A 19,147-nucleotide genomic window follows, 5' to 3' on the forward strand; every position below is an offset into this window, starting at 1 on the left:
GCCCTTCGGGCCATCGCCTGGCCATCGCGCTGGGGCTCCTTATTCGCGTCGCCCGCAGGCCGACCCTCGAATGCCGACCGTCGCGGCCGAGCTAAAGCTCGCAAGCTTGCGCCGGTGTCGCGGCCCCAACTCAGCTAGTGCGGCGTGTGCGATAGATTCCAGACGTCGCTCTTGCCCTCGAAGGCGCGTCAGCGCCCCGTCGGATACAGCCGCGAACGCTCGCCCTTTGGCGCGAGGTAGCGGTCGCGCAGCAGCGTCTGCCGTGACTGCATCGGCACCGCGCGGCCGCCCACGAACACCTGCGTGGCGGTCGTCGTCACTTCGAGCGGATCCCCGTTCCACAGCACGAGGTCGGCGGCCTTGCCGACTTCGATGCTGCCGATCTTGGCGTCGATGCCGAACACCTTCGCCGGTGCCGAGGTGAGCCCCGCGAGCGCGGCCTCCCACGGCAGGCCATTGGCCGCGGCCACGCCGGCGAGCTGGCGGATCTTGCGGGCGTTGTGCGTGGCATCGCCGGCCTGCGAGAAGGCGATGGTGACGCCGGCCGCGTGCAGCTTGGCGGCGTTGTCGAGGCGCGCACCGAGCTGGTCGAAGCTGCCCGGCAGGTTGACCAGCGCGTCGAGCAGTACCGGCACCTTCGCCGCGGCCAGTTCGTTGGCCACGATCCACGCTTCGGCACCGCCGTTGATCACGGGCTGGAAGCCGTAGCGCTGGCCCAGCGCGATCACCTGGCGGATGTCGGCGGCGCGGTCGACGGTGAACACCACGCGGCCGCCGCGGAGGTAGCGGCTCATCGCGTCGCGGCCGGCGGGCGTCAGCAGGCCGTGGCCCGGCGAAACCATCATCATCGGCGACGCCGGCGGCTTGGCCTCGCGGATCGCCTGGTCGAGCAGCATGTACTGGCCCGCGCGACTGCCGCCGGACATGGCCACGGCGCCATTGGAGAGGTCGACGAACAGGCTGCGGCTGCCGTCCACGAGGGCGTCGAAGCCGCCGTCGAAGCGCACCGCGCCGCCCTGGCCGGCGACGAAGCTGCCTTCCTCGAGCGCGCCCGGAGCGAGTACGGTGAAGGTGAGGCCTTCGATGCGGTTGACGCCGATCACCTGCGAGCGCGGGTTGTAGGCGGGCAGCACGTCGAACTCGGGACGCCAGCGGGTCTCGCCCGGGTGCACGTGCGGGGTCGCGGCGCCGAGGTTCTGGTGCACCGTGCTGGATTCCGCGCTGATCTCCTCGAGGCCGAGCGCGGTGAGGCCGGCGAACAGGCCCGGCGTCAGCGGCTGGCCCTTGGCGTCGATGCGCGTGGCGCCAGCGGGCGCGGTGAGTTCGGCGCCGACGGCGCTGATGACGCCATTGGTGATGACGACGTCGCCATTGGCCAGCGTGCCGGCGGCACCGGCGGTGTGGACCTTGGCGTTGTCGATGAAGACGACCGACTGCGCGGAAGCGAAGCCGGCGAGGGCCAGCGCGACGGCGCCGGCGAGGACGGAGAGGGCGCGCATCAGAGGGGCTCCTGGCCGAGCGTGAAGTCGGAGACCGGCTGCAGCGCCGGGTCGTTGCGGTCGAACATCAGCGCGCCGTCGATCCAGACCTTCTCGGCCTTGGCGTAGACGCTGAAGGGGTTCTGGTTCCACAGCACCACGTCGCCCATCTTGCCGCGCTCAAGCGTGCCGACCTGCTCCTGGATGCCGAGCGTCTGCGCGGCGTTCTGGGTGATCCAGCGCACCGCGTGCTCGGGCGCGATGTCGATGCCGGCGCGACGGCCGACGCCGATGACCTTGCCGGCCTCCTGGTTGAGGCGCTGGATGCCTTCGGCGGAATCCGAATGCACCACCGCGCAGCCCTTGCCTTCGTTCGCACGGTCGACGATCAGGATGTTCTCCTGCACGGCGTCATAGGCCTCGGCCTTGAAGCCCCACCAGTCGGCCCAGAGCGCGCCGCAGGTGCCGGCCTCGGCGAGGCTGTCGGCGATCTTGTAGGCCTCGGTGCCGTGGTGGAACGCGGCCACCTTGAAATCGAACTCCTCCGCGAGGTCGAGCATGATCGCCATCTCGTCGGCGCGGTAGCAGTGGATCTGCACCTGGATCTCGCCATTCATCGCCGCGGCCAGCGTCTCGAGGCGCAGGTCCTGCTTCGGGGGTTCGTCGCCATCGAGCTTCTCGAGGTACTCGCGGGCATCGATGAAGGCGTTGCGGTAGCCGGCCACGTTGCCCATGCGGGTCATCGGTGCGGCGCCCTGCCCACCATAGAAGCGCTTCGGGTTCTCGCCGCAGGCCATCTTCAGGCTCCACGGCGCGCCGGGGAACTTCATCTGCTGGTAGGTCTCGCCGGGCACGTTCTTCAGCACCACGCCGCGGCCGCCGATCAGGTTGCCGCTGCCCGGCAGGATCAGCATCGAGGTGACGCCGCCGGCGAGCGCCGTGCCGAAGCCCGGGTCCTGCGGCCACACGGCGTGCTCGGCCCATACCTGCGAGGTGACGGGGTTGGTCATTTCGTTGCCGTCGCTGTGGGCGTCGAGGCCCGGCGAGGCGTACACGCCGAGGTGCGAGTGCACGTCGATCAGACCCGGCGTGATCCACTTGCCGGTGCCATCGACCACCGCCGCATCGCGCGGCGCATCGAGGCCCTGGCCCACGCGAGCCACCTTGCCGTCGCGCAGCAGCACGTCGGCGTTGTCCAGCCGGGTGCCGTCGCCCACCAGCACGGTGGCGTTGCGGATCAGCGTGTCCGGCGCGGCGACGCGTTCGTAGGTGCTGGGGTACGGATCGTCCTTCAGCACGGTGACCCGGGCGTCGGCGGTGGCACCAAGGCCGAGCGCCAGAGCGGCGGCAAGGGCGGTGGTTCGGAGATCAAGCGGTCGCATCGCGGGCTCCAGCAAGGGAAGCCGACACCCTAGCCCGGCCCCAAGGCCCATCAACTAGGCCGAAGGTCATGGTTCCCGGCGCGGGCGAGGGCGGCCCGCGTGGCAAAATCCCCCGGCGAACGAGAAGAGAAGGACACCCATGAAGGACAAGAACGAGATCGTCTCCAACTGGCTGCCGCGCTACACCGGCGTACCCTTGGAGGAATTCGGCCCCCACGTGCTGCTGACCAACTTCGGCGGCTACCTCGACGTGTTCTCGCGCCTGACCGGCGCCGAGGTCGTCGGCCGCGACCGCCCGATGCCGAGCGCGACGTTCGACGGCATCACCATGATCAACTTCGGCATGGGCAGCGCCAATGCCGCGACGGTGATGGACCTGCTGAGCGCGATCTCGCCGAAGGCCGTGCTGTTCCTCGGCAAGTGCGGCGGCCTGAAGCGCAAGAACCAGCTCGGCGACCTCGTGTTGCCGATCGCCGCGATCCGCGGCGAGGGCACCAGCAACGACTACCTGCCGCCGGAAGTGCCGGCCCTGCCGGCGTTCGCGCTGCAGCGCGCGGTGTCGACGATGATCCGCGACCTCGAGCACGACTACTGGACGGGCACGGTCTACACGACCAACCGCCGCGTCTGGGAGCACGACGAAGCGTTCAAGGAATACCTGCGCAAGCTGCGCTGCATGGCCATCGACATGGAGACAGCCACGGTGTTCGCCGCCGGCTTCGCCAACAGCATTCCCTCGGGCGCGCTGCTGCTGGTCTCGGACCAGCCGATGATCCCGGAAGGCGTGAAGACCGAAGCCTCGGACAAGGTGGTCAGCGCGAACTTCGTCGAGCGCCACATCCAGATCGGCATCGAGGCGCTGAAGCTGGTGCGTCGCCACGGGAAGTCGGTGAAGCACCTGCGCTTCGACTGAAGCGCGGCGGGCTCAGGGGCGGCCATGCCGCCCCGCGGTTCACCAGATGAAGCGGACGTTGAGGACTTCGGCGCTGGTGTTGTCGGCACCCATTCGCACCGTGCACTCGAGGGTCTGCACCGTCTGGCTGGCGAGACCGGCGTCCACGGTGACCTGCGAGGCGAGCAGGAAACTGCCGCGGCCGTCGTCCTTCATCGTTTCCGCCAGCATCTCCAGATCCAGCGTGTAGGGCTTGGCGCCCAGCTGGGTGCGCACCTGCGCGTCGCAGGCCTGGGCCGCCACATCCGCTGGGGTGGCGCCGCCGCCACAACCGACCAGCAGGCCGAGGGCCGCCGTCGGGACCATCCAAAACGTTCCACGATTCATCGCCATCTCCGTGCCACCGCACCGGGGTTTTTCCCGACTTTTCGGGGCGTCACCCCGTTGTTTAGCGCAAAAACTCTACACGCGCCATGAACGGAAGGGTGGATCGCGCCCGGGTCGCCCTTCGTTGACGTGGATTGACCATGAACCGGGCGCCTTGCGCCCGGCGGGCCGTTCGCCTCAGTAGCGGGGGACCGAGCCGTCGACGTCCGTCGACCAGGCGTCGATGCCGCCTTCCACGTTGTAGATCTGCGTGAAGCCGAGGCCCCGGAAGTGCTCGGCGGCCTGCCGGCTGCTGTTGCCGTGGTGGCAGAGGAAGGCCAGCTTCGTGTCCTTCGGCAGCGCCGCGAGGTCGTCGTGCGTGGTCTCGTCGAGTACCGCGTGCGACGCCGGGAATGCGGCCAGGGCGCGGGCCTGCGGCGGGCGCACGTCGATGACGGTGAACTCGGCGAGCCGCGCGGCAAGGTCTTTCACCGACAGCGGGCGCACTTGGGCCGGAGCGTTCGGATTGGTGATCGACAGGCCCGCGCCGCGGACGCCGTTGTCCACCCAGTCGATGGCGATGCCGTTGGCGCGCGGCGCGCTGGCGAGGTCGAAGTGCACGGTGATGCCGTTCGCGTTGGCGCTGATTTCCTGCCCGGTGGCCGGCTTCAGCTCGAAGCGGCTGTTGAACTTGGCGTCGACCGCCATGTGCAGGGCGAGGCCTTCGCCCTGGTCGGCCATGGCCTTGCGGATCTGCGCAGCGGCCTCGTCGGTGATCGTGATCGCCGGCGGCGTGCGGTCCGGCGTGGCGCCGCCCAGCAGAGCATGCAGCTCACCGGAGTTCATCATCTGCTCGATGATGTCCGAACCACCGACCAGCTCGCCCTTCACGTAGAGCTGCGGGATCGTCGGCCACTGGCCATAGACCTTGATGCCCTCGCGGATTTCCGGGTCCTGCAGCACGTCGACGTGGGCGTACTCGGCGACGATGCCGCCCACGATGCTCGAGGCCTTCATCGAGAACCCGCACTGCGGACGCTGCGGGCTGCCCTTCATGAACAGCACCACCTCATGCGAGGTGAGGATGGATTCGATGCGGGCGCGGGTGTCGGCGGAGAGGCTCATGGCGGGCGGGAGGTCGAAACGGGAAGGGCGGCATTGTACGCCGCCCCTCCGTCACGCCGCCGTGCGGATGGCGATGCCCTTGAACTGCCGCAGCATCGCCGCCGCCGCGTCGCGACCATCGCGCACGGCCGTCACCACCAAGTCGGCGCCGCGCAGCGCGTCGCCGCCGGCCCAGAGCTTGGGCACCGAGGTCTGGTACGGGGAGGCGCCGCCGCCCACGATCAGGCCGCTGTCGGCGAGGCGCACGCCGTGTTCGGCCAGCCAAGACGGCGGGCTGGCGCGGTAGCCGAAGGCAAGGATCACCACGTCCGCAGCCAGCGTTTCCGATTCGCCTTCGACGATCGAGAAGGCCCCGCGGCCCGCGGCTTCCGTGCGGGCCACGCGCAGCGCCTGCACGCGGCCCTCGCCCTCGATGGCCAGCGGGGCGCGGTGGAACAGGAACTCGACGCCCTCGTCGCGGGCGTTCTTCACCTCGCGGCGCGAGCCCGGCATCGATTCGGCGTCGCGGCGGTAGACGCAGCTGACCTCGGCGGCTCCGAGGCGGCGCGCGGTGCGCACGCAGTCCATGGCCGTGTCGCCGCCGCCCAGCACGCGCACGCGCTTGCCCTTGAGGTCGAGCATGGCCGCATCGTCGGCATCGAGCGTGCGGCCGAGCACGCGGCGCGCGTTGGCGATCAGGAAGGGCAGGGCCGGCAGCACGCCGGGCAGCGATTGCCCGGGCAGGCGGGCGCCGACCGGCGTGGTGGCGCCGGTGCCGACGAACACCGCGTCGTGTCCGGCCAGCAGCGCGCCGAACTCGATGTCGCGGCCGACGTCGGTGGCGAGTTGGAAGCGCACGCCCATGCCTTCGAGCACCTGCCGACGCGTCGCGATCACCGACTTCTCGAGCTTGAAGGGCGGGATGCCGAAGGTGAGCAGGCCGCCGATCTCGTCATGGCGGTCGAACACAGTGACGCTCACGCCGGCGCGCACGAGGCGGTCGGCGCAGGCGAGCCCGGCCGGGCCGGCACCGACGACGGCCACGCGCTCCTTGCGCGGCTTCACCCGCGACAGGTCGGGGCGCCAGCCCTGCTTGAAGGCCTCGTCGACGAGGTACTTCTCGATGCTGCCGATGGTGACGGCATCGAAGCCGGTCTCCAGCGTGCAGGCGCCTTCGCAAAGGCGGTCCTGCGGGCAGACGCGGCCGCAGATCTCCGGCAGCGGGTTGGTTTCGTGCGCCAGCGTGGCGGCTTCGAACAGCCGGCCCTGCCGCACCAGTTCCAGCCACTGCGGGATGGCGTTGCCCACCGGGCAGCCGTTGCTGCAGTAGGGGTTGCCGCAGTCGAGGCAGCGCCCGGCCTGGGCCTTGGCTTCGGCGGGTTCGAACTTGCCGTAGATCTCGACGTCGAGGCCCAGCCGCGTGGCGATGGCCAGTTCCTTCGGCATCTGCCGGGGCAGGTCGAGGAAGTCGAATTGCGCGCGTGGCATCAGGCGGCCCTCTTCAATGCGGCGACCAGCGAATCGAGGCTCGCGGCCTTCGGCTTCACCAGCCAGAACTTGCCGATCACCTCGCGGAAATCCTCCAGCAGCTCGCGCGCTTGTGCGCTGCCGGCCAGCTGCGCGTGGGTGCGTAGTAGGTTCCGCAGGTGCTGCAGGTGGTTCTCCATCGATTCGGCTTCGAGGCGATGGATGTCCACGAGTTCATGGTTGTAGCGGTCGACGAAACCGCGATCGATGTCGAGCACGTAGGCGAATCCGCCGGTCATGCCAGCGCCGAAGTTCAGGCCGGTGCGGCCGAGCACGAGCACCTGGCCGCCGGTCATGTACTCGCAGCCGTGGTCGCCGATGCCTTCGATCACCGTGGTGGCGCCGGAATTGCGTACGCCGAAGCGCTCGCCGCCGCGGCCCACGGCGTAGAGCTCGCCGCCGGTCGCCCCATACAGCGCGGCGTTCCCAAGAATGGTCGCGTGCTGTGCGGTGTAGCGATGCCCCGCGGGCGGCGCGATGACGATACGGCCGCCGGCCATGCCCTTGCCGACGCCGTCATTGGCTTCGCCATGCAGGTGCAGGTGCACGCCCTTCGCATTGAACGCGCCGAAGCTCTGGCCGGCACTGCCGTGGCAGTGCAGTTCCAGCGTGCCGGGCGGCGCGGCGTCGCCGAAGGTCTTGGCCAGCGCACCAGCGAGGCCGGCGCCGAGGCTGCGGTCCTGCGTGTCGATGCGTACCTCGCGACGCACGCTGCGGCCGGCCTTGAGCTCCGGGAAGGCTTCGTCGAGCAATTGCTGCGCGAGCGGGCTGGGCGGTGCGGCAATCGGCGGCGCGGCGCGGTGCGAGGCCGGGCCCGGCAGCAATGCACTCGCTTTCAGGCGCGACAGGTCGAGCAACTGCTGGCGGTGCGGCGCGTCCTCGCGCTCGACCAGCAGGTCGGCGCGGCCGATCAGTTCCTCCAGCGAGCGCGCACCGAGCGCCGCGAGATGCCGGCGCACGTCCTCGACGAGGTAGGTGAAGTAGGCGATGACGCGCTCGGGCAGGCCCTTGAAGTGCTGCGCGCGCAGCCGCGGCTCCTGCGTGGCCACGCCGGTGGCGCAGGTGTTGAGGTGGCAGATGCGCAGGTACTTGCAGCCCAGCGCCATCATCGGGACGGTGCCGAAGCCGAAGCTGTCGGCGCCCATCAGCGTGGCCTTGATGACGTCGAGGCCGGTCTTCAGGCCGCCGTCGGTCTGCAGGCGCACGCGTTCGCGCAGGCCGTTGCGGCGCAGCGTCTCCTGCGCTTCCGCGAGGCCCAGCTCCCAGGGCGAGCCGGCGTAGCGGATCGAGCTGATCGGGCTTGCCCCCGTCCCCCCGTCATGACCAGAGATCGTGATGAAGTCCGCCTGCGCTTTCGCTACGCCGGCCGCGATCGTGCCCACGCCGGCGTGCGCGACCAGCTTCACCGAGATCAGCGCCTCGGGGTTGATCTGCTTGAGGTCGTAGATCAGCTGCGCGAGGTCTTCGATCGAGTAGATGTCGTGGTGCGGCGGCGGCGAGATCAGGCCGATGCCGGGCTTGGCATGGCGCAGCCGCGCGATCAGCGCGTCGACCTTGTGGCCGGGCAGCTGGCCGCCTTCGCCGGGCTTCGCGCCCTGGGCCACCTTGATCTGCAGCACTTCGGCATTGACGAGGTAGTGCGGCGTGACGCCGAAGCGGCCAGATGCCACCTGCTTGATCTTGCTGCGGCGTTCGGTCCCGTAGCGCGCAGCATCTTCGCCGCCTTCGCCGGAATTGCTGCGGCAGCCGAGGCGGTTCATCGCCGTGGCCAGTGCCTCGTGCGCCTCCGGCGACAGCGCGCCGAGGCTCATGCCGGCCGAATCGAAGCGCGAGAGGATCGCGCTCGCCGGCTCGACCTCATCGAGCGGCACGGCGGGGCCCAGCGGCTTCAAGGCGAACAGGTCGCGCAGCGCCGAGGGCGGACGATCGTCCACGGCACGGCGGAAGGCCTCCCAGTCCTCGGGCGCTTCGCTCATCACCGCGCGCTGCAGGGCGATGACCACGTCCGGGTTGGCCATGTGGTACTCGCCACCGGGCCGGTACTGCATCAGGCCGCCGATCTCCAGCGGCGCGGCGTCGTCCGCGGCCAGCTCGGCGAATTCCGCCGCGTCGGCGTCGAGTTCGGCGAAGCCGGCGCCACCGATGCGGCTCGGCGTGCCCGGGAAGCACAGCGCGACCACCTCAGGCGCGAGCCCAACGATCTCGAACAGGCGCGCCCCGCGGTAGCTCGACAGGCAGCTCACGCCCATCTTCGACAGGATCTTCAGCAGGCCCTTCTTCACGCCGCGGCGGAAGCGACGGCCCGGTTCCTTCGCATCGCCCGGCAGGGTGAGCTGGCCGTGGCGCTGCATCGCGTGCAGGGTCTGATAGGCGAGGTAGGGGTAGACGAAGGTCGCGCCCACGCCAACGAGGCAGGCCACGTGGTGCGCGTCGCGCACCGTGCCGGTCTCGATGATCAGGTTGCAGGCGCAGCGCAGGCCGGCGTCGACGAGGCCGTGGTGCACGGCGCCGGTGGCGAGCAGGGCGTGGATGGCGCGCGCGCCGTCGGGCGGGTAGCGGTCGGAGAGCAGCAGCACCACCGCGCCGTTCTGGACGGCCGTGATCGCTTCGTCGCGCACGCGGCGGATCGCTGCCTCCATGCCCTCGCCCTCGCGGCAGTAGAGGTGCAGCAGCGCGTGCTTCTCGGCGTAGTCGGGCAGGGCGAGCAGCTCGCGCAGCTTGCGCTGCGACAGCAGGGGCGAATTCAGCTGCACCTGCCGAGCGTGTTCGGGCTTGGCCTCGAACACGTTCTTCTCCGCACCGATCTGCGTGACCAGCGACATCACCACCGTTTCGCGCAGCGGGTCGATCGGCGGGTTGGTCACCTGCGCGAAGGCCTGGCGGAAGCTGTCGTAGAGCGAGCGCAGGCGCTGCGACATCGCCGGCAGCGGCGTGTCGTCGCCCATCGAGCCCACGGCTTCGCCCTCGGTCTCGGCCAGCACCTTCAGGATGCCGTCGCGCTCCTCGCGCGTGAGGCCGAAGCGGCGCTGGAAGCGTGCGAGCACCAGGTCGTCGAAGGGTTCGGCGGCGAGCGCAGGGTCGATCAGGTCGGAGACGAGGTAGCTGACGCCGTCCTTGAGCCAGCGCTTGAACGGGTGCCGCCCCGCGTTGATGCGGTCGATGGCGCCGCTGTCGAGCACGCGGCCCGATTCGAGTTCCACGGCGATCATCTCGCCCGGCCCCAGGCGCCCCTTGGCGATGATCTGGTCCTCGGCGATGCGGAAGGCGCCGGCCTCGGAGGCGATCACCAGCGCGTCGTCGGTGCGCGCCCAGCGCGCCGGGCGCAGGCCGTTGCGGTCGAGCAGGCAGCCGGCGTAGCGCCCGTCGTTGAACGAGACGGCGGCCGGGCCGTCCCACGGTTCGGTGTGCAGCGCGTAGTACTCGTAGAACGCGGCGAGGTCGGGGTCGAGCGTGGAGAGCGTGTGCGCCGCCGGCGGGATCAGGATGCGCAGCGCGGCCAGCGCGTCGAAGCCGCCGGCCAGCATCACCTCGAGCATGTCGTCGAGGCTCTGCGAGTCCGAGCCGTGCTCCCCCACCAGCGGGCCGAGCGTGGCGAAGTCGAGGCCTTCGGCCTTCCACAGCGCGCGGCGCGCGCGCGCCCAGCCGCGGTTGCCGGAGATGGTGTTGATCTCGCCGTTGTGCGCGAGGTGGCGGAAGGGCTGGGCCAGCGGCCAGCGCGGCGAGGTGTTGGTGGAGAAACGCTGGTGCACGATGACGCAGGTGCTCGCCATCGCCGGGTGCATCAGGTCCGGGAACAGCTGCGGCAGTCGCTCCGGGATCACCATGGCCTTGAAGCCGAAGCTGTCGGCCGACAGTGTGACGATGTAGCCGGCGTCGTCGTGGCCGAGTGCCAGCGCGGCGCGGCGGCGGGCGACGAACAGCGCGCGGCGGAACTCGGCGTCGGTGAGCGTGGCGGCCGGCGCGACGAACAGCTGCTCGATGTGCGGACGGCGCGCGTCGGCGATCGGCCCGCAGGCGTCGAGGTTCAGCGGTACGCGGCGCCAACCGGCGACGATCAAGCCGCTTTCGCGCGCGGCATCGGAGATCTTCTGCCGGGAAGCCTGCGCCTGCGTCACGTCGCGCGGCAGGAACACGAGCCCGGAAGCGAACTGCGGCGGCAGGGCCACGCCGATATCGGCGGCGCAGGCCGCGAGCCACGCGGACGGGCGCTGCAGCAGCACGCCCGCGCCGTCGCCCGAGGCGCCGTCCGCGGCGATGGCGCCGCGATGGGACATGCGCTTCAGCGCATCGAGGGCCAGATCGACATGGCGGCGTTTCGGCACCCCATCCAGCGACGCGATGAGGCCGAAGCCGCAGGCGTCATGTTCGAAGGACGGATCGTGGAGCCCGCGAACCGTGTCGGTTCGCTGGTCCGGCTCCTGTGTCGAAGTCACGCACTCGCGCATGCTGTCTGCTCCCCTCGCAGTCGTCGCGTCGATGGTTGGTCCCCGACTTCACCACGCGGGTTTAGAGCCGGGACTTCAATCGAACACTGAATAGCCGAACGCTAGCAACGGCGCGGCTTCGCGCGGTTTCCCTGCATTCGTATTCACCTCGCGACTGCGCGGGATGGTTGCGCGTGCAACGGATGGGCGGCGCTGCTAGCCTCGACTTCGAACCGAACCGCGAGGACGCGACCACCGTGATCACCTTGCGCCGTGCCATGGCTTCCGACGCTCTCGCGCTGTCGCGCGTCGCTGAAGCGACGTTCCGCGCCGCCTTCTCGGCAGCGAGCACCGAGGCCGAAATGGACCGTCACTGCGCGACGAGGTTCGGCGAGCGCCATCAGAGCGAGGAGATCGCTGCCCGATCCCTCGAGACGTGGTTGGCCATGGACGGCGATGCCATCGCGGGGTTCGCCCAGCTGCGGATCCGCGTGCGGCCGAGCTGTGTCCGGGCGGCGTCAGCCTGCGAGGTGCAGCGCCTTTACGTGGACGCACGCTTCCACGGCAAGGGTGTGGCCGCCCTGCTGATGGACGCCTGCATCGACTCGGCGCGCGGGCACGGCACGGCGGCGCTCTGGCTCGGCGTGTGGGAGCGGAACCTGCGCGCGATCGCCTTCTATGCGAAGTGCGGCTTCGTCGAAGTGGGCGAACAGGTGTTTCCCTTGGGCCGCGATCTGCATCGCGACCTGGTCATGGCTCGCCCGATCTGAAGGGGACCGCTCAGCGCGCTCCGATCGCGTTTTCGGCTGAATCCAGGGCCGCCTCCGCCCACAGCGCATACATCGCACCGGACGGATGCAGCCCATCCTCGGCCAGCATCGCCACCTCGCCGCCGCGCTCGCGGCTCACCGGCGCGGTGTCGACGAAGCGCGCACCGCGGGCTTCGGTCATGCGTTGCGCCGCGAGGTTGAAGGCGTCGAGCTGCGTGGCGATCTGCGCGCGGTCGCGGCCGGACTGGATGGCGAAGGGCGTGACGCCCCAATCGGGGATGGCGAGCACGATCACCCGCCCCGGCTCGCCACCGGCGAACTCGATGGCGCGTTCGAGCAGGCCAGCGAACTGCACCTCGTATTCGGCGAGCGGCCGGCCGCGGTACTGGTTGTTCACGCCGATCAGCAGCGACACGAGGGCGTGGTCGGTGGCGATCGGCGCGGCGGCGTGGGCGGCGTCGATGCCCGCGTCCAACTCGTCGGTGGTCCAGCCGGTGTTGGCGATGATTCGCGGCGCGTCGAGCGAGATGCCGCGCGCGTGCAGAAGGGCTGCGAGCTGCACCGGCCAGCGGCTGGCCTCGGGCACGCCTTCGCCGATGGTGTAGCTGTCGCCCAGGGCGAGGAAGCCGCGACGCATGGGCTCAGGCGCTCTGCCGTGCGCCGCCGCGGTCGGCGTACTGCGACAGCGAGCGTTCGATGCGGCGGAACACCTCGCTGATCTCGTCGGCCTGCGGCAGCAGGGTCACGCGGAAGTGGTCGCGGTAGGGCACGTTGAAGCTGCTGCCCGGCACGATCAGCACGTGCTCGGTTTCGAGCAGGTCAAGCGCGAAGCGGTAGTCGTCGAATTCCGGCAGACGCGCGGTGTCGATCCTCGGAAAGGCGTACAGCGCGCCTTGCGGCGCGACCACCGACAGGAAGGCGCTTTTGGCGACCGCATCCAGCACGGCCTGGCGCGAGGCGTGCAGGCGGCCGCCCGGCGCAGTGAGTTCGGTGATGGTGTCGCCGCCCTTCAGCGCCGCTTCGATGGCGAACTGGCCCGGCACGTTGGCGCAAAGGCGCAGCGCACCGAGCAGATCGAGTGCGTGGTGGTAGTCGCCGGTGCGGAGCGGATCACCGGACAGCACTGCCCATCCCACGCGCCAGCCGCAGGCGCGATGCACCTTCGACAGGCCGCTGAAGGTCAGGCAGGGCACGTCGCCGGCCAGAGGGGCCAGCGGCTGGAAGGTGTTGTCGTCGTAGAGGATGCCGTCGTAGATCTCGTCGGCCATCAGCAGCAGGCGGTACTTCGCCGCGATCGCGACCAGCTTTTCCAGCAGCGGCTTCGGGTAGCTCGCGCCGGTCGGGTTGTTCGGGTTGATCAGCACCAGCGCGCGCGTCTTCGGCCCGATCATCCGCTCGATTTCTTCCGGATCGGGCAGGAAGCCGTTCTCGGCGCGGCAGCTGTAATAGCGCGGGATGCCGTCGTTGAGGATGGTCGCGGCGCTCCACAGCGGGTAGTCCGGGCTGGGCAGCAATACTTCGTCGCCGAGGTTCAGCAGGGCGCGCAGGGCGATGTCGATCAACTCCGAGACGCCATTGCCGACGAAGATGCGCTCCGGCGTGACGTGCGGCGTGCCGCGGGCTTTGTAGTGCGCGGCCAGCGCTTCGCGCGCCTGCGGCAGGCCCTGCTGGTGCGTGTACGGGTCGGTGTCGTGGATGTGGTCGGCGATGGCGCGCTGCAGGTGCTCGGGCGCGCGGAAGCCGAAGGCGCCCGGGTTGCCGATGTTCAGCTTGATGAGCTTGTGGCCGTGGCCTTCGAGCTCGCGGGCGCGGCGGGCGAGGTCGCCGCGGATCTCGTAGCGGACTTCGCGCAGGCGCTCGCGGGTTGGCAGGGTGTTCGACAGCATGGGCGTAGGGGAGGTGGAAAAGCCGCAAGCCTACCCCGAGCAGGCGTTTCCGGGCACTCACGCCGCCTTGAGCCCGGCCTGCGCAGGGTTCTCGGCCGGAACGAAGGCGGCGTTGGGAACCCAAGGATGAAGGCATTGGCTCGTTGTCCCTGGTGTCGCGTCGCGCTGGGCTCAGAACAGATCCGTCGCGCCCACAGCGAGGTGGGGCACTGGGTCTGCCCTCACTGCTTCGGGCGCATGAAGCCCTCGCTGGTCGGACGCATTCCGCTGATTGTCCCAGCGGCGGTGGCGTCCACCAGCATTACGCTGGAGCTCGGACTGCATGGCTACGCCGCGACCGGCTTCGGTGTCATCGCTGCGGTCATGATCGCCGATGCGGTCTGCCGTCGCGGCTGGATCTTCCACTTCCGGAAGGCGGAGTAGCCGCCCGTGAGGGCGGCTGATCCCAGCGAAGCGCACCTCGACGAGTGATCCGATCATTGGGCAGTGTTGGCCTCGGGCGCGGTTGAGCGCCGAAGGAGATCTCTATGGGATGGCGGTTTTTCGCCGGGTTCCTTGCGATGGTGGCCGGGCCATGCTGGTCGGCGGCCCATACGACCGCGCGCCACGATTTCATGGTCGGTATTGATCGCGCGGCGTGGGTGGATCCTTCGCCCACGCGATGGCCGGGGTCGCATGAATCGGTGCGCTTTGTCGTGGGGGACAGCATCGAGGTGACCTGCCTGCCACAGCCGGGCAAACGGCAGATCACGCCCCCCCTGTTTCTGGGCCTTCTGTGTGGCGAGCCGGTTGTGCTGATGGCGCCCGCGGCATCCCTGGCGCCTGACGATGTGGCGCGATACGTCGCCCACCATGAAGCCTTCCATCTGGTCATCCAGAGAATGACGGCCCGCATCCCGATGAACGCGCTTTCTCCCTGGCCGCCAGACGCTGAGCTGTTGGGCATGGCGGCGTTTTCGGAGGACGTGCAGGCAGCCATGACACACACCAGCGAAGTGGCATGCCTGCGCGTTCGCCACGCCATCAACCGGCTCTCGCCGACAGAGCGGGTCTACCTCATGAATGTGTCGCACAACGAATGGCCCGCCGATGCCTACGCGACCTTGGTGACCTGGGGCTCGCTTGACGTGGCGAAGTCACGGGCGCTCCGCGGCCGCATCTCTGCAGATCCCGAGGACGATACACCGGGTTATGCGCCGGGTGTCGCGGTGGTTCGTCGCATCGAGGCGGAAATCGGGCGGGCGGAGTGGCAGCGCCGCTACCAGTCCGGCCAGCACCTGCTGAACATCTTGGCCGATGCACTGGGGTGCGAGCCCTGGGTGGAGTCGGTGGGTTCGGGCAAGGTCGCAAGGCTCAGCGATTTCGCGGGGGGATCGTTCCATCTGCTGCGACGCACCCGGGAGGCGCGGTGACCGGCGCAGGTCATCGGTCCACAGCGGTCCTCGGACGCTCGCCGGCAGCCTGTCGCAAGCCAAGCGCCGCCAGCGCGGCGAAACCCACTTCCCACACCAGCGCGTAGGTGAAGAAGGGCACCCAGACCCCGTCGATGGCCACGCCGATCAGGCGCCCGGCGGCGATGCCGCCATTGGTGGCGATCACCAGCCAAAGCCCGGCCGAACGCCAGTCCGGCTTCGCAGCCGCCACCAGCATCAGCGCGCCGAGGCCCACCTCCAGCCCGCCGTAGAAGGCGCGGAACTCGGTCGCCGCCGGCGCGCCGGTCGCGGTGATGCCGATGGCGGCCAAGGGGCCGATGGGGTCGACGAGGAACCACAGGCCGAAGCCGAGGAAGCCGAGGCCGGCGAGGGCGAGCACAGCGATGCGGAAGGCGTTCATGGGGCGAGGGTCGCAGCGCACGCGTACACTCCGCGCGATGACGTGGACCCCCGACGATTTCGCCGCCGTGCGGCCGATGGGCTGGCGCGACGACGCGCCCGCCGCGCTCGCCTTGGCCGAGCTGCCGCGGGCTGCGCTGGCCCGCGTGGTGGGACAGCACCGCAACGCCTACGTGGTCGCGACGACGCTGGACGAGGCGCGGCGCGTGCAGCCGCCGGCCGCGTGGACGCGCCCGCGCTTCCGCGCCGAGGACCGCGCCGTGGTCGGCGACTGGGTGCTGCTGGACGCCAAGGGCGAGGCCATCACCCACCTGTTGCCCCGCCACGCGCTGCTTCGCCGCGCCGCCGCCGGCGAGCACTACCAGCAGCAGCCGATCGCCGCGAACATCGACCACGTGCTGGTGGTCACCGGCCTCGATGGTGACTTCAATCCGCGCCGCATCGAGCGGTACCTGCTGCTGGTGCAGGCCAGTGGCGCGCAGCCGGTGCTGGTGCTGTCGAAGGCCGACCTCGCGGGCGAGCTCGCCGGTGACGCCGCCGAGCTGCTGCAACCGCTGGTCGATGCCGGCTTCCCGCTGCACATCGTCAACGGCAAGGACGCGGCCAGCGCCGCCGTCCTGCAGCCCTACCTCGGCGCGGGCCTCAGCTGCGTGCTGGTGGGCAGCTCCGGCGCCGGCAAGTCCACCCTGACGAACACGCTGCTCGGCCGCGAGAAGATGAAGACGGCCGAAGTGCGCGAGACCGATTCCCGCGGCCGCCACACCACGACGTCGCGCGTGCTGATCCCGCTGCCGCAGGGCGGCTGCCTGATCGACACGCCCGGCATGCGCGAGCTGAAGCTGGTCGGTGAGGAGGACCTGGCCGACAAGGTCTTCGAGGACATCGAGGCCCTCGCCACGCAGTGCCGCTTCCGCGACTGCGCCCACCTCAACGAACCCGGCTGCGCCGTCCAGGCGGCGCTCGAGGCCGACGAGCTCGACGAGGCCCGCTGGGCGCACTACGTGAAGCTGCGCGACGAGCGCGACGCCGCGGCGACCACGCTGGCTGCACGCCGGGCCGAGACCAAGCAGGCCCACAAGGGCTTCCACGCCCGCCTGAAGGACAAGTACGGCCGGCGCTGAGCCGAATTTGCGTCGACGCGAGGCGCGTGCACTCGGCTGGCCCGCCCCGTCACCCTCTTGGCGTTCTGCCCGGCGGCCCGCTCGAAGGGTACGTCCCTGTACCTCGAGCGGCGGCGCATCCATGCGCCGCCCTCCGGGCTGACGCCTGATGATCCGGCCTGGGCTCCTTAATCGCCTCGTGCCCGCGCCTCGCCTCGACGACCTCCGCCGCGCCGCAGACGCGCCGCGCCCGCGGGGCGGTGGGTCAGCGACCAGCGAGCCATGGATGGCGAGCGCGCGGCTCGGGGCAGGACAGCCCCGAGTCCGCGGAAAGCGGCCTACCGAACCGCGTGGCAGGCGCTTCCACCCGGACCGCTGAGCCGCCGCTCAGGCGGGCTCCGGTAGACTCCGCGCCATGCTCGCCTTCAAGAACCTGGCCCTCCGCCGAGGGCCCCGCCTCCTTTTTTCCGATGTCGACCTGACCCTGCACGCCGGCTGGCGGGTGGGCGTGATCGGTCGCAACGGCTGCGGCAAGTCCAGCCTGTTCGCGGCCGTGCGCGGGGAAATCGAGCCGGACAAGGGCGACATCGACCGGCCGAACAAGCTGCGCATGGCCTCGGTGGCGCAGGAAACCCCGGCCCTGCCGGACCCGGCGCTGGACTTCGTGCTCTCCGGCGATGCCGCCGTGCACGCGGCCATCCGCATGGAGGCCGAGGCGATGGCCGCCGAGGACTACGAGAAGGTCGCCGAGGCGCACACCCTGCTGGCCGAGCTGAACGGTTACGACGCGCCCTCGCGCGCGGCCAAGCTGCTGCACGGCCTCGGCTTCCCGTCGCACACGCACGACACGCCGGTGGGCGAGTTCTCCGGCGGCTGGCGCGTGCGCCTGAACGTCGCGCGGGCGCTGATGACGCCCTCCGACCTGCTGCTGCTCGACGAACCCACCAACCACCTCGACCTCGACGCCGTGCTCTGGCTCGAGGAGTGGCTGCGTTCGTATCCGGGCACGCTGCTGGTGATCTCGCACGACCGCGAGTTCCTCGACGGCCTGTGCACCCACACGCTGCACCTGCACGAGGGCAAGGCCAAGACTTATGTCGGTGGCTACACCGCCTTCGAGCGCCAGCGCGCCGAGCACCTGCGTCTTCAGCAGATCGCGCACGAGAAGGAGCAGGTCGAGCGCGCGCACCTGCAGGCCTTCATCGACCGCTTCAAGGCCAAGGCCAGCAAGGCCAAGCAGGCGCAGAGCCGCATGAAGCGCCTCGAGAAGCTGGCGGGCACCGAAGCGGTGCGCGCCGAGCGCGAGGTGCGCATCGATTTCCCGGTGCCGCTGAAACAGCCCACCACCCTCATCCAGATCCGCGACGCCGACTGCGGCTACACGGCGAACGAGAAGGGCGAGGGCGGCGTCACCAAGATCCTCGGCAACGTCGGCCTGTCGATCGAAGCCGGCGACCGCCTCGGCCTCCTCGGCCCGAACGGCGCGGGTAAATCCACGCTGGTGAAGACGCTGGTCGGCGAACTGCCGCTGCTGTCGGGTGAGCGCACCGGCCACCCGGATCTCGTGATCGGCTACTTCGCCCAGCACACGGTGGAATCGCTGCACGAAGGCCAGACGCCGATCGACCACCTGAGGATGATCGCGCCGAACACCGCGACGCAGGATTTCCGCGATTTCCTCGGCAAGTGGAACTTCCCCGGCGACCGCGCCTTCGAGGTGATCGACGGCTTCTCTGGCGGCGAGCGTGCGCGTCTGGCCTTGGCCATGATCGCGTGGCGCAAGCCGAACGTTCTGCTGCTCGACGAACCGACCAACCACCTCGACCTTGAGATGCGCGAAGCGCTGGCCGAGGCCTTGGCCGACTTCGACGGCGCCATCGTGATGGTCTCGCACGACCGGCATCTCATCGGCCTCGTCTGCGACCGCTACGTGCGCGTCGCCGACGGCATCGTCGAGCCCTACGACGAGGACCTCGACGCCTACGCCACCTGGCTCAAGCAGCGCGGCAACAACGCCAACGCCAAGGCCCGAACGGTCGAGGCCAAGCCCGCCGCCAAGGCCGAGCCGGTCGCCGCCGCCAAGCCCCCGGCGAAGCCGGGCAAGCCGGTCGATGGCGCCACGAAGAAGCGCCACGCCGCCGTCGAGGCCAAGCTGTCCTCGCTGGCCGCCGAAGCCGAGGTGCTCGATGCCGAGCTCGCGGCCGCGTCGTCGAAGGGCGGCGCGCAGGCGGCGCAGGCGCTGGCCGCGCTGGGCCAGCGGCGCAGCGCCCTGCAGACCGAGCGCGAGACCCTCGAACTGGAGTGGCTGGAGCTCGCCGAGCGGATCGAGGCGGGCTGAGCTCGCCCCGGCCCGACTTGAATTCCGGCCCCGCCAACCCAATCGCTG

Annotated in this window: 15 protein-coding genes; 6 read left to right on the forward strand and 9 right to left on the reverse strand. The window is 70.2% G+C overall.

Features of this window, described 5'->3' with window-relative positions:
* Nucleotides 1-188 precede the first annotated feature (188 nt).
* On the reverse strand, nt 189-1,499 hold the full coding sequence (locus tag O9255_RS05235) for an amidohydrolase family protein (RefSeq protein ID WP_297865789.1): 1,311 nt from the start codon (nt 1,497-1,499) through the stop codon (nt 189-191).
* On the reverse strand, nt 1,499-2,860 hold the full coding sequence (locus O9255_RS05240; RefSeq protein ID WP_297865790.1) for an amidohydrolase: 1,362 nt from the start codon (nt 2,858-2,860) through the stop codon (nt 1,499-1,501). Before O9255_RS05240 ends, O9255_RS05235 begins: the two co-directional genes overlap by 1 nt.
* 139 nt (nt 2,861-2,999) lie before the next feature.
* Here O9255_RS05240 and O9255_RS05245 point away from each other — a divergent pair, with 139 nt between their 5' ends.
* Nucleotides 3,000-3,773 carry an AMP nucleosidase gene (locus O9255_RS05245; RefSeq protein ID WP_297865791.1) on the forward strand — a complete coding sequence of 258 codons (774 nt, stop codon included), beginning with the start codon at nt 3,000-3,002 and terminating at the stop codon, nt 3,771-3,773.
* 39 nt (nt 3,774-3,812) lie between these two features.
* On the opposite strand, the gene O9255_RS05250 is transcribed toward O9255_RS05245, so the two are convergent.
* From O9255_RS05250 to gltB, 4 genes are all read right to left on the reverse strand, one after another.
* Complete coding sequence (locus O9255_RS05250) at nt 3,813-4,118, reverse strand: hypothetical protein (protein WP_297865792.1); 306 nt, start codon at nt 4,116-4,118, stop codon at nt 3,813-3,815.
* A gap of 198 nt (nt 4,119-4,316) precedes the next feature.
* Nucleotides 4,317-5,243: a Grx4 family monothiol glutaredoxin gene (grxD, locus tag O9255_RS05255; RefSeq protein ID WP_297865793.1), complete on the reverse strand. Its 927-nt coding sequence runs from the start codon at nt 5,241-5,243 to the stop codon at nt 4,317-4,319.
* A 51-nt stretch (nt 5,244-5,294) separates the two neighbouring features.
* Nucleotides 5,295-6,710 (reverse strand): FAD-dependent oxidoreductase, encoded by a 1,416-nt coding sequence (locus tag O9255_RS05260; RefSeq protein WP_297865794.1) that lies wholly within the window; start codon nt 6,708-6,710, stop codon nt 5,295-5,297.
* Entirely contained in the window at nt 6,710-11,182 is a 4,473-nt protein-coding gene (gene gltB / locus O9255_RS05265; RefSeq protein ID WP_297865795.1) for a glutamate synthase large subunit, read from the reverse strand. Before gltB ends, O9255_RS05260 begins: the two co-directional genes overlap by 1 nt.
* Before the next feature lie 194 nt (nt 11,183-11,376).
* On the opposite strand from gltB, the gene O9255_RS05270 reads away from it, so the two are divergent.
* Nucleotides 11,377-11,943, forward strand: coding sequence for a GNAT family N-acetyltransferase (locus O9255_RS05270; RefSeq protein ID WP_297865796.1), 567 nt, complete (start codon nt 11,377-11,379; stop codon nt 11,941-11,943).
* Between the two features lie 10 nt (nt 11,944-11,953).
* Here O9255_RS05270 and O9255_RS05275 read toward each other — a convergent pair whose 3' ends face one another.
* Both O9255_RS05275 and O9255_RS05280 read right to left on the reverse strand, forming a co-directional pair.
* A complete protein-coding gene (locus O9255_RS05275; protein ID WP_297865797.1) occupies nt 11,954-12,580 on the reverse strand; it encodes a GDSL-type esterase/lipase family protein in 627 nt (208 codons plus the stop codon).
* Nucleotides 12,581-12,584: 4 nt separating this feature from the next.
* A complete protein-coding gene (locus tag O9255_RS05280; protein ID WP_297865798.1) occupies nt 12,585-13,829 on the reverse strand; it encodes an aminotransferase class I/II-fold pyridoxal phosphate-dependent enzyme in 1,245 nt (414 codons plus the stop codon).
* A gap of 237 nt (nt 13,830-14,066) precedes the next feature.
* Here O9255_RS05280 and O9255_RS05285 point away from each other — a divergent pair, with 237 nt between their 5' ends.
* Together O9255_RS05285 and O9255_RS05290 are read left to right on the forward strand one after the other, a co-directional pair.
* Nucleotides 14,067-14,252 (forward strand): hypothetical protein, encoded by a 186-nt coding sequence (locus O9255_RS05285; protein ID WP_297865799.1) that lies wholly within the window; start codon nt 14,067-14,069, stop codon nt 14,250-14,252.
* Nucleotides 14,253-14,356: 104 nt separating this feature from the next.
* A complete protein-coding gene (locus O9255_RS05290) occupies nt 14,357-15,241 on the forward strand; it encodes a hypothetical protein (protein ID WP_297865800.1) in 885 nt (294 codons plus the stop codon).
* A gap of 10 nt (nt 15,242-15,251) precedes the next feature.
* On the opposite strand, the gene O9255_RS05295 is transcribed toward O9255_RS05290, so the two are convergent.
* On the reverse strand, nt 15,252-15,662 hold the full coding sequence (locus O9255_RS05295; protein WP_297865801.1) for a DUF4345 domain-containing protein: 411 nt from the start codon (nt 15,660-15,662) through the stop codon (nt 15,252-15,254).
* 37 nt (nt 15,663-15,699) lie between these two features.
* Between O9255_RS05295 and rsgA the strand changes: the two genes are divergently transcribed.
* On the forward strand, nt 15,700-16,782 hold the full coding sequence (gene rsgA / locus O9255_RS05300; protein ID WP_297865802.1) for a ribosome small subunit-dependent GTPase A: 1,083 nt from the start codon (nt 15,700-15,702) through the stop codon (nt 16,780-16,782).
* A 394-nt stretch (nt 16,783-17,176) separates the two neighbouring features.
* Entirely contained in the window at nt 17,177-19,099 is a 1,923-nt protein-coding gene (locus O9255_RS05305; RefSeq protein ID WP_297865803.1) for an ABC-F family ATP-binding cassette domain-containing protein, read from the forward strand.
* Nucleotides 19,100-19,147: the final 48 nt, after the last annotated feature.

The sequence above is a fragment of the Silanimonas sp. genome, assembly GCF_027530345.1.
Classification (GTDB): Bacteria; Pseudomonadota; Gammaproteobacteria; order Xanthomonadales; family Xanthomonadaceae; genus Silanimonas.

Coding starts and splice junctions, on each gene's coding strand:
- O9255_RS05260 (WP_297865794.1), bottom strand. CDS start 6,710: ATGCCACGCGCGCAATTCGACTTCCTCGACCTGCCCCGGCAGATGCCG.
- grxD (WP_297865793.1), bottom strand. CDS start 5,243: ATGAGCCTCTCCGCCGACACCCGCGCCCGCATCGAATCCATCCTCACC.
- O9255_RS05270 (WP_297865796.1), top strand. CDS start 11,377: ATGGGCGGCGCTGCTAGCCTCGACTTCGAACCGAACCGCGAGGACGCG.
- O9255_RS05305 (WP_297865803.1), top strand. CDS start 17,177: ATGCTCGCCTTCAAGAACCTGGCCCTCCGCCGAGGGCCCCGCCTCCTT.
- O9255_RS05280 (WP_297865798.1), bottom strand. CDS start 13,829: ATGCTGTCGAACACCCTGCCAACCCGCGAGCGCCTGCGCGAAGTCCGC.
- O9255_RS05250 (WP_297865792.1), bottom strand. CDS start 4,118: ATGGTCCCGACGGCGGCCCTCGGCCTGCTGGTCGGTTGTGGCGGCGGC.
- O9255_RS05245 (WP_297865791.1), top strand. CDS start 3,000: ATGAAGGACAAGAACGAGATCGTCTCCAACTGGCTGCCGCGCTACACC.
- O9255_RS05295 (WP_297865801.1), bottom strand. CDS start 15,662: ATGAACGCCTTCCGCATCGCTGTGCTCGCCCTCGCCGGCCTCGGCTTC.
- O9255_RS05240 (WP_297865790.1), bottom strand. CDS start 2,860: ATGCGACCGCTTGATCTCCGAACCACCGCCCTTGCCGCCGCTCTGGCG.
- O9255_RS05285 (WP_297865799.1), top strand. CDS start 14,067: ATGAAGCCCTCGCTGGTCGGACGCATTCCGCTGATTGTCCCAGCGGCG.
- O9255_RS05235 (WP_297865789.1), bottom strand. CDS start 1,499: ATGCGCGCCCTCTCCGTCCTCGCCGGCGCCGTCGCGCTGGCCCTCGCC.
- rsgA (WP_297865802.1), top strand. CDS start 15,700: ATGACGTGGACCCCCGACGATTTCGCCGCCGTGCGGCCGATGGGCTGG.
- O9255_RS05290 (WP_297865800.1), top strand. CDS start 14,357: ATGGGATGGCGGTTTTTCGCCGGGTTCCTTGCGATGGTGGCCGGGCCA.
- O9255_RS05275 (WP_297865797.1), bottom strand. CDS start 12,580: ATGCGTCGCGGCTTCCTCGCCCTGGGCGACAGCTACACCATCGGCGAA.